The 10429-nt window shown below is 46.8% G+C and carries 10 protein-coding genes; 6 read left to right on the top strand and 4 right to left on the bottom strand.

Annotation, left to right across the window (positions count from 1 at the left end):
• Positions 1 to 65 precede the first annotated feature (65 nt).
• From ahpF to iscX, 3 genes are all read left to right on the top strand, one after another.
• Entirely contained in the window at positions 66 to 1622 is a 1557-nt protein-coding gene (ahpF, locus tag AZ602_RS07895; protein WP_103034437.1) for an alkyl hydroperoxide reductase subunit F, read from the top strand.
• Positions 1623 to 1742: 120 nt separating this feature from the next.
• Positions 1743 to 2213, top strand: a complete 471-nt coding sequence (locus AZ602_RS07900) for a DMT family transporter (protein WP_103034438.1) — start codon at positions 1743 to 1745, stop codon at positions 2211 to 2213.
• Between the two features lie 54 nt (positions 2214 to 2267).
• Positions 2268 to 2465 (top strand): Fe-S cluster assembly protein IscX, encoded by a 198-nt coding sequence (iscX, locus tag AZ602_RS07905; protein ID WP_078253014.1) that lies wholly within the window; start codon positions 2268 to 2270, stop codon positions 2463 to 2465.
• A gap of 65 nt (positions 2466 to 2530) precedes the next feature.
• On the opposite strand, the gene AZ602_RS07910 is transcribed toward iscX, so the two are convergent.
• Both AZ602_RS07910 and AZ602_RS07915 read right to left on the bottom strand, forming a co-directional pair.
• A complete protein-coding gene (locus tag AZ602_RS07910; RefSeq protein ID WP_103034439.1) occupies positions 2531 to 3559 on the bottom strand; it encodes an ABC transporter ATP-binding protein in 1029 nt (342 codons plus the stop codon).
• Positions 3560 to 3598: 39 nt separating this feature from the next.
• Entirely contained in the window at positions 3599 to 5206 is a 1608-nt protein-coding gene (locus AZ602_RS07915) for an iron ABC transporter permease (protein WP_103034440.1), read from the bottom strand.
• Positions 5207 to 5441: 235 nt separating this feature from the next.
• Between AZ602_RS07915 and AZ602_RS07920 the strand changes: the two genes are divergently transcribed.
• A complete protein-coding gene (locus AZ602_RS07920) occupies positions 5442 to 6443 on the top strand; it encodes an extracellular solute-binding protein (RefSeq protein ID WP_103034441.1) in 1002 nt (333 codons plus the stop codon).
• 83 nt (positions 6444 to 6526) lie between these two features.
• On the opposite strand, the gene dapE is transcribed toward AZ602_RS07920, so the two are convergent.
• Both dapE and AZ602_RS07930 read right to left on the bottom strand, forming a co-directional pair.
• Entirely contained in the window at positions 6527 to 7711 is a 1185-nt protein-coding gene (dapE, locus tag AZ602_RS07925; protein ID WP_103034442.1) for a succinyl-diaminopimelate desuccinylase, read from the bottom strand.
• Positions 7712 to 7783: 72 nt separating this feature from the next.
• Positions 7784 to 8404: a 2OG-Fe(II) oxygenase gene (locus AZ602_RS07930; protein WP_103034443.1), complete on the bottom strand. Its 621-nt coding sequence runs from the start codon at positions 8402 to 8404 to the stop codon at positions 7784 to 7786.
• 95 nt (positions 8405 to 8499) lie between these two features.
• On the opposite strand from AZ602_RS07930, the gene AZ602_RS07935 reads away from it, so the two are divergent.
• Positions 8500 to 9387, top strand: coding sequence for a 23S rRNA (adenine(2030)-N(6))-methyltransferase RlmJ (locus AZ602_RS07935; protein ID WP_103034444.1), 888 nt, complete (start codon positions 8500 to 8502; stop codon positions 9385 to 9387).
• Between the two features lie 39 nt (positions 9388 to 9426).
• Positions 9427 to 10242, top strand: a complete 816-nt coding sequence (gene pssA, locus AZ602_RS07940) for a CDP-diacylglycerol--serine O-phosphatidyltransferase (RefSeq protein ID WP_103034445.1) — start codon at positions 9427 to 9429, stop codon at positions 10240 to 10242.
• The last annotated feature ends 187 nt before the right edge of the window (positions 10243 to 10429 follow it).

Below are 10429 nucleotides of genomic sequence, written 5' to 3' on the forward strand. Positions count from 1 at the left end.
TAATAATCATACAGTTTGGCGATGGCCATCATACCCAACAAATCACAGAAATAAAGGTGACACTTATGTTAGATCAAAATCTATTAAATGCAGTAAAAACTTATAGCGAAAACATGACTCGCCCAATCCAAATGGTCATTGGTGCAGGTGAGCACGAAAAGCGTGCCGAATTGGTGGATTTTTTGACCAAAATCGCTGGCACCAGCGACAAGATTGGCTTTGATGCGACCGTAGTCGATACCGATCTTAGCCCAATGAGCTTTAAGATCACCACCGAAAACAAAGACACAGGTATCGTCTTTAGCGGTATCCCAGGCGGTCACGAATTTACTTCATTGATTCTGGCGATCCTACAAGCAGGTGGCCATACCTTGAAACTGGACGAAGGCATCCAAAGCCTAGTTAAGCGTATCCAAGCGCCGCTAAAGTTCCAAACTTTTGTATCGCTATCATGCCACAACTGCCCTGATGTCGTGCAGGCGTTGAACCAATTTGCCATCCTAAATGACGGCATCGAAAACGAAATGATCGACGGTGGTGTATTCCCTGAATTGGTCGCCGAAAAAGGCATCCAAGGCGTACCAGCGGTGTTCTTGAACGGTAAGCCATTTGCCAATGGCAAAGTGGATACTGCCAAGCTCATCGAAAAACTACAAGAGCAATACCCTGATTTGCTATCAGCATCGGATGAGCCACAGCTTGAGACTCAAGATGTGACCGTCATCGGCGGTGGCCCTGCAGGTAGTGCGGCGGCGATTTATACCGCTCGTAAGGGTTTGCGTGTGGCACTGGTGGCTGACCGTATCGGTGGTCAGGTCAAAGACACCCAAGATATCGAGAACCTGATTTCAATTCCGCTAACCAATGGTAATCAGCTTGCTGCCAATCTAGCGACACACATCAAAGAGTACAACATCACTGTCAAAGAGCACGTGAGTGTCAGCAGCATCGAAGAAGTCAAAGGTGGTTATCAAGTTACGCTAAACACAGGTGCAAGCTGGACAACTCGCACCATCATCCTAGCGACAGGTGCCAAATGGCGTAAGCTTGGTGTCAAAGGCGAAGATGAGAACATCGGTAATGGCGTGGCGTACTGCCCACACTGCGACGGCCCATTCTTCAAGGGTAAAGATGTCGCTGTCGTCGGCGGTGGTAATTCAGGCGTCGAAGCGGCTTTGGACTTGGCAGGTATCGTCAAGCATGTGACTGTACTTGAGTTTGGTGACACCTTGCGTGCTGACCAAGTACTGGTGGATAAGGCGATGGCAAAAGACAACATCACCATCATCAAATCAGCTGCCACGACAGAAATCACCACTGACGGTAGCAAGGTCAATGCACTGATTTATCAAGACCGCACCACAGGCGAGAACCAAACGCTGCCACTATCAGCGGTATTCGTCCAAATCGGTCTGGTGCCAAACTCTGAAGTCGCCAAAGGCTTGGTAAAAACCACCCCACAAGGCGAGATCGAAATCGACGCCAAATGCCGTACCGACAAGCCAGGCATCTTTGCTTGTGGCGATGTAACCACAGTGCCATATAAGCAAATCAACATCGCGATGGGCGAAGGCTCAAAAGCGGGTCTATCAGCCTTTGAATATCTGATGATGAACAGCTGATTGATTGCTGAATATAACAAATCACGCCTATGATGGGCGTGATTTTTTTTTGGTTTGTGTTGGTGGTTTGGCTGATGGTGTGTTAAAGTTGTGACACTTATCAAAATCAACAGGGTGATTATGCAGTATTTTTATTGGCTGATGGCATTTGCAGTTGGTGCAGGCGCGGCGATACAGGCAGCGATCAATGCACGCTTGGCGCATGGATTGGGTGAGCAGCCTGTGGTGGCGGCTTTTTTGTCTTTTTTGGTCGGTACGCTATGCTTGGGCGTGGTCATGCTGCATCAGGCCAATTTGGGATTGGCGGTGGCAGGCTTGCCATCACAGCCTTGGTGGCGATGGATTGGTGGTGTGATCGGAGCGGCGTTCGTATTTTCGACTGTGCTGCTTGCCCCGAAGATCGGCTTGGTGAACATGGTGTTTTTGATCATCATTGGTCAATTGGCAGCGGGCATGGCGATCGATGCTTTTGGCTTGATTCAGATGCCAGTACGCCCTTTGACATGGCATAAATATTTGGGACTGGGCGTGATGCTGATGGGTTTGATGGTTTTTATGTTTGGGGATAAGTTGATGGCGATGGTGCGATGAGTTGGCGAGCGCGATGGCATGTGTTACAATGATTAAAAACACAGGAGAAAACTCATGACTCTAACTTGGCACGACACCCTAGATATCGCCATCGCTTTGGCAGAAAAATACCCTGATGAAGATGTGCAGTACATTCGCTTTACTGATTTACACCGCTATGTCTGTGAGCTTGATGGCTTTAGCGATGACCCAAATAAGTCGAACGAACGCATCCTAGAAGCCATCCAGATGGCATGGCTTGATGAGTTGTGATGCTTTAGTTGAAATAAAACCGTTCTTGGTATCAGCCATGAACGGTTTTTTATGATATGGGCGATTTATAAGGTGCTGACCCGTCTGATAGCGACAGTCAAACCATCACCGATTTGGTGGCTATCGTGATTGGCGGCCAGTGATGATTGCATCAGTAGCGTTTGTCCAGTATTTGTGCTGAGCGTATAGAGCCAATTACCCCCACGAAAATCTCGGTCGCTTACTGTGGCGTCGATGGCGTGCGTATCACGATCAGCCTTGTAGGGCTTGACATCATGTGGGCGGATGAGTGCTTTGGTGGCGTGTGGTGGCACAGGCAGATTGATACGCCCAAAGATGCTATCAAAGCCATGCTCGCCACCATGTTGGATATCAATCAGCACACCTTCACCAATAAAGCGCGCGACGGTCTCGGTGGCAGGCGTGTGATACAGGGCAGTGGGTGTGTCCCATTGTTGTAGCTTGCCATCAGCAACCATGCCGACCACATCTGCCATCGCAAAGGCTTCGGCTTGATCATGTGTCACCATGATGGCACTGACATTTTGGGAGTTGAGCAGGCGGCATACTTCTTTGGATAGGCTGGTGCGTAGTTCGACATCGAGATTTGAAAATGGCTCATCGAGCAGCACCAAGCTTGGACGAGGTGCCAGCGCTCGCACCAATGCCACGCGCTGCTGTTGACCGCCCGACAGTTCATGCGGATAGCTGTTTTTGTAGCTTTGCATATCGATGAGGTTTAGCATCTCATCTACTCGTGCCGCCTGTGCAGATTTATCCATGTTTGACAGTCCAAAGGCGATGTTGTCCGCCACCGTCAGATGTGGAAACAGTGCATAGTCCTGAAATACCATACCGATATGGCGACGATGGGCAGGCGTCGCCCCTTTGCCATCAAATAGTGCTTGACCATCAAGGGTGATGCTGCCTGTGTCAGGCGTCTCAAAACCTGCGATACAGCGTAGCAGTGTCGTCTTACCACAGCCTGAAGCGCCCAGCAGGCAGGCGATTTGACCTTTTTGAAGCTCAAAGCTGATATCGCTTAGGATGGTTTTTTTGTCAAAGCTGATGGATAGTTGATGAATATTTAGCATAATTTTCTCAAAATTTTTAATATTCTACTGATAATGGCGTTATTTTTGATCCATTTTGGCAAATAAAATCACAGGAATCAGCCCTGCAATGATGATGGCAAGCGCAGGTAGCGATGCCTTATCATATAAGCCTTCACTGGTGAACGAATAAATCCGCACGGACAAAGTATCCCAATCAAACGGACGCATCATCAAGGTAATCGGCATCTCTTTCATCGTATCGACAAAGACCATCAGCATTGCCACACCGAGTGAGCCTTTGATGAGTGGTAGATAGACACGACGCACGGTGTCAAATGGCGCCACTCCAAGTGATGCTGCTGCTTCGATGTGTGCAGATTTGATGCGTTTCATGCCGGCATCCACTGATTGCACGCCCAATGCCAAAAAGCGAATCAATAACGCAATCAGCATCACGCCAAGCGTACCCTTAAAGATAGCATCGGCGTCTGATAAGCTTGGCAAGGTGGCAATCAGCCAATTATCCAGCCATGCCACAGGGACAAACACGCCAACAGCCAGCACCGAGCCTGGGATGGCATAGCCGAGCGTTGAGATTTTGGCGCTGGCAAGGGCAAATTTGCTGTGGTCGCTCCTAGTGCTGATGGCGATAAATAACGCAACCACCGCTACAAGCAGTGATGCCATTAGGCTAACACTGATTGAGTGCCAAATTTGGGTCAATAGCTCAGCAAAGACGGTATCTTGCCAAATAGCCGTCGCCCACAAGATCAGCTGAACGACAGGCACGACAAAAGCAAGACAAAGAATGGCCATGCAATAAGCGGTGGCAAGCCATTTTTTGTAGCCATGCAGGGCAATCGGGCGATGATGACTGGCACGCCCCGTGGTCTCAAAACGGCGACGCCCACGGCTTAACTGCTCAAGTACCAAAAAAATAAATACCAAAGTAATGAGCAAGCTTGCTAACTGCTTAGCGGTGTCAATCGAAAAAAATCCAAACCACGCCTGATAAATGGCAGTGGTAAACGTGTCATAGCCAAAAACACTCACCGCCCCAAAGTCTGCCAATACTTCCATCAAGGCAAGTATCATACCGCCAGCAATCCATGGACGAGCCATCGGCAAGGCAAGCTTGACAAAGGCTTTGGGTGCAGATAGTCCCATCGATGCCCCAGCTTCCAAGGCACGCACGCCCATGCTACCAAAGGCATTTTTGGCAAGTAGATAGACATAAGGATACAGCGTCAGACTCATCACGATGGTCAGACCAAAGCCGTTTCGCACATCGGGCAAGCCGTTTTCAAATCCTAGACTATCTCTTAAATAAGTGCTAATTCCACCTGTATAATCAAAAATCCCAAGCTGCACAAAAGCAAGTACATAAGCAGGCACCGCCAAAGGTAGCATCATCGCCCAAGCAAAAAACCGCTGCAGCGGAAATCGATGCATTGCAGTCAGCCAAGCAGTGGTCGTACCAAGTATGGTCACGCCGACCCCGACCCCGATGACGAGCAATAAAGTATTTTTCAATAATAAAGGCAATTCGTATTCAAGCAAAAACTGCCAAATCTCAGCATTAAAACTGCCCAATGATGACACAATCACCCCAAGTGGGATAATCACCAAGCAGGCACAAATCAGTAGCCACAGACGAGAAATAAGGGATGATGAATTCATAATAATGATGTCATATAAAAGGCAGGTGATGACAAATCAACAATGCCAAAAAGTTGGTTATCGTTATCGAGAAGCGTATAAAAATCGATAATGATAATTCTTCTTGTTTAAATGCTGAAAATATTTTATTATATAAGTGCTAAATATGGCAATGTTTTGTTTACAAAAATTGCAAATTTTCTGCAAATCCATTTGGTTTTGTAGCCCTAGGTCGAAAGACATACTTGTTAAAGGATTGATTATGAAAAAATTACTTGTTGCATCTTTGGCATTGGCAATGACTGCACCAGCATTTGCTAGCGAACTGGTTGTGTATTCTGCTCGTGCGGATGAATTGCTTAAGCCATTGACTCAGGCTTATCAAAAGAAAACCGGCACCAAAGTGACATTGGTGAGCGATAAAGCAGGTCCATTGATGGAAAAGCTTAAAGCCGAAGGCAAAAACACCAAGGCGGATGTGTTCATCACTGTTGATGGTGGTAACCTATGGCAAGCCGCTCAAGCTGGCCTACTTCGCCCAATCAACTCATCAGTTCTAAAATCAAACATCCCATCAAACCTGCGTGACCCAAAAAACCAGTGGTTTGGTCTGTCTGTGCGCGCTCGTACGATTTTTTATAATCCAAAGAAAGTCAACGCAAGCCAGCTGTCCACCTATGCTGATTTGGCAAATGCCAAGTGGAAAGGCAAGCTATGCCTACGCACCTCAAACAATGTCTATAACCAATCTTTGGTGGCAACTTTAATTGCACATAATGGCCAAGCCAAAACTGAGCAAGTGGTCAAAGGCTGGGTGAATAACTTGGCAGCGGCACCGTTTTCAAATGACACCGCACTGCTAGAAGCCATCGATGCAGGTCGCTGTGATGTGGGTATCGCCAACACCTATTATTATGGACGCCTACTGAACCAAAAACCAAGCGTTGCTAACAATGTCAAAGTATTCTTCGCTGACCAAAAAGGCAAAGGCACTCATGTCAATGTCTCAGGCGCAGGCGTGGTCAAGCACAGCGATAATGTTGCTGAAGCCCAAAAATTTATCGAATGGCTAAGTGGCTCTGAAGCTCAAAGCCTATACGCCCAAAACAACTTTGAATACCCAGCCAACCCACGCGTCGCTGTGACTGGCAATATGGCTCGTTGGTTGCCAAGCAGCTTCAAGCGTGACATGATCAATGTCTTTGTTGCAGGTCAAAACCAACAAAAAGCCATCATGCTGATGAAAAAAGCAGGCTATAAGTGATTGATTAATTAATCAAATCCACCAAAAACAAGCCATGCAGCGATTGCATGGCTTGTTTTTTATCCCAAGATTATTTGGTCAACTTATACCACCAAACGACCCAAAATCGCTTCATAAACTTGGGTTAGCTGCTCAATCTCCTTGATGTCGATATGCTCATCGACTTGGTGGATGGTGGCATTTTTGACACCGAGCTCGACCACTTGTGCATTCATAATCGGTGCGATAAAGCGACCATCGGATGTACCACCTGATGTTGACAGCTGGGTCTCGATACCGGTGACAGATTTGATGGCATCGACACAGGCGCTGACGAACTCGCCTTTTTCGGTCAAAAATGGCACACCCGAGAGCGTCCAGTCGATGTGATAAGTGGCATCACTATTTGCAAAATGCTTATCAAAAATCTCATGTGTCTTTGCCATCAGGCTATCTGCGGTATTTTCGGTGCAATAGCGGAAATTAAACAGCACCGTGCAAGTGCCACCGATGACATTGGTTGCGCCTGTACCTGAATTGATGTTTGAGATTTGCATCGATGTGGCAGGGAAATAGTCATTGCCATTATCCCAATGTGTGGCGGTCAGCTCAGCAAGTGCAGGGGCGACGGCATGAATGGGGTTGATGGCTAGGTGCGGATAGGCGATATGACCTTGCTTGCCAGTGACGGTGAGTTTGGCGTTCAGTGAGCCACGACGACCATTTTTGATGACATCGCCAAGCTTATCAGTGCTAGATGGCTCGCCGACAAGGCAATAATCCATCTTTTGACCACGAGCGGCGAGCGTTTCGACGACTTTGACCGTACCATTAATCGCCACGCCTTCTTCGTCGCTGGTGATAAGTAGGGCGATACTGCCTTTGTGCTCAGGGTGCTTGTTGATGAACTGCTCACACGCCACCACAAAGCTTGCCATGCCAGTTTTCATATCCGATGCGCCACGCCCCCATAGCTTACCATCAGCCACCGTTGCCGAAAATGGCGGATAAGTCCATGCCGACTCATCGCCCGTTGGCACGACATCGGTATGACCGGCAAAGCACAGCACGGGTGCATCCTTGTCCGTCCCATGCTTGATGGCCCATAGGTTTTTGACTTCGGCATTTTTGCCATTATCGTTTTTATCGCCAAAGTACATCAGCTCGCACTCAAAGCCAAGCTTATTAAGGTGGCGAATTAGAATGTCTTGGCAGTCCTTGTCATCAGGGGTGATGGATGCCTGCTGGATTAGCTCAATGGATAGAGCAAGTTCTGGAGAGTGGCTCATGGTATTTCCTAGAGTTGATTGGTATTTTATAAATTAAATATAAATTAATAATAAATTGATAAAGTGGATGACTTATAACACATCATCGTCACGACGCATCCAGGTGGCAATCGAAAAGCGGGTGCGATTGGTGATATTAACTTGGTGTAATAAGTCGCTATCAAATAGCACAAGGCGATTGGCTTTGGGCAGTAGCTTTTGTTCATTGCCAAGTTTATCCACAACGAGAATTTCACCGCCATCGCTATCCGTCCAGTCATCATTGAGATAATACACCGCCGAGATAACCCGCTCATCACGACCGGCAGGATTGTCCTTATGCCATTGATAGCCAAAGCCTGACGGATAACAGGCGTAATGCGCTTCACAGCGACGAATCCCTGCATACAGCGTGGCATTAAAATACTGCCCAAGTGATTCAATACTTGCCAAATAACGCAGTCCAACAGGGCAGGCACCATCAATCCAGCGAATGCGATCGCCACGAATGCTCACTTCACGCTCACCGTGCGTCAGATGCGCATCTTTATAGTCGATATAGCCGCTCTCAGCCTGCAACGCACGCACCGCACCATCGTCAAAACAGTCATCAATCACCATCACGCCAGTCTGCACAAAGTCATCAAGCATCGCATCTAGCCGTGCTGCCCAGTCGATGCCAAAATCGTGAGTTGTCGCCATAGTTGCTGTCATGTGCTTATCCCCAACAAAAAACAATTCGCCAAAAATCGCTGTCTATGCTACCATATCACAGACAAATTTGTTATCAAAAAATCAATCGAGACACTATGAATTACAAACACGCCTATCATGCAGGTAACTTCGCTGATGTTGCCAAGCATATTTTATTATTACAGTTATTGGCGCAATTTTCTGCCAAAGCCAAGCCATACTATGTGCTTGATGCCTATGGTGGGCGAGGTCTGTATTCACTAGCAAGCACCGAAACCCAAAAAACCAAAGAAGCTGAACGCGGTATTGTCGCACTCGAAAAGGCAGTCGCGGTAGGCGTGGATCATCTACCAAAAGCAGTCGCACAGTATTTGGATGATTTGGCATTTGCTCGTAATAAATACGACCAGTTTGTCTATCCAGGCTCGCCTTGGTGGATTGCTCATCACAGCGAATATCATTCAGCGGATGCACCGCTACGCTGTGAAGCCTTTGAAGCGATCGCCGATGAATATGATGCGCTTAATTATCAGCTATATCAGTTACCTATCGGCATCCATCATCGTGATGCTTTCGAAGGCGTACCTGCTGTCGTACCACCAAAAGAACGCCGTGGCGTGATTTTGCTGGATCCGCCATTTGAGCAAGAGCACAAGGATTTTAGTCGTTTGGTAGATTTGCTTGTGGCTAGTTATAAGAAATTTGGCAATGGCACTTTTGTGCTATGGTACCCGATCAAAAATATCGACGCTACCGAACTATTTTACAAAAAAATGAAACGCACGGGCATCAAAAAACAGCTAGTCTGTGAGCTGAATCTCTACCCAAATGATGTCGCAGTTGGTCTAAATGGCACGGGGCTATTTATCATCAATCCACCGTGGCAATTTGCCGATGCCGCCCAAGAGATTTTGGAATTTTTGGCACCGATTCTAAAGCCAGTGGATGCACCACAGATGTCGCTCGGCGAGATGGCAGTGGTTAAATGGCTTGTCGGTGAATAAGCAGAAAAAATCGTTTATAGACAGTTATAAAGGCAAACCATGACACAAATCAATAAGCCAGACAGTCAAGATATCCATCCTGAATGCGAACACGATGGCATCACTTTTGAAGTCATTGAGCCAGAGCATAGCGATGGCAAAAAAGTGATGAGCAAAGGCGTGTATCTTGTGCCAAATCTGATTACGACATTGTCATTATTTGCAGGGTTTTATTCGATTTTATCCAGCACCAATGGTGAGTTTATCAAGGCAAGCTTTGCGATTTTTATCTCAGCGTTTTTGGATGGGATGGATGGTCGTGCAGCACGCCTTTTGAACGCCCAAAGCCCTTTTGGTGAGCAGTATGACTCATTGGCAGACTGTATTGCTTTTGGGCTTGCGCCTGCAGTATTGGTTTATAGCTTTGCTTTGCAGCCGTGGGGTAGATTTGGCATGGCGTGTGCGTTTGTCTATGCAGCGTGTGCAGCGTTTCGCTTGGCACGATTTAATGTACAAATTGGTGTCGTTGACAAAAAATATTTTATTGGACTGGCAAGTCCATTGGCAGCATTATTGATTGCCTGCACAGTGCTTGTCAGCCTAAAATATGCTGATTTTACGACAGGTATGAGTACACAGTTGACTTGGTTCTTTGCGTTTTGGGTCATTGCTTGTGGTCTTTTGATGGTCAGCAATGTCAAATATTATTCATTCAAAGAATTTGATAAGCAAAAAGTGCCATTTGTGGTATTGTTGGTGGCTTTATTGATTTTTGGTGCGTTGTTATATGATATCCCAGTGGGGCTGCTGGCCATCGGTGTTACCTATGCGCTGTCAGGTTTTGTCACGACTTATCTGCATAAAAGCAAAGCATAACCCTAAAAAAGACCTTTGAATAAAGGTCTTTTTTTATAGCAAATAAGTTGGTATAAAATTAACCCCAACAAAATCAACAACCTACAAACTTTCTCTCAATCCCACGAAAAAACCCCTTTACAACCCATCATCCACGCTCTATAATACGCACCACTTGAGCAGCACAGCATATCAAAAACTGCTGATA

Source organism: Moraxella sp. RCAD0137, assembly GCF_002894025.1.
Lineage (GTDB): Bacteria > Pseudomonadota > Gammaproteobacteria > Pseudomonadales > Moraxellaceae > Moraxella > Moraxella porci.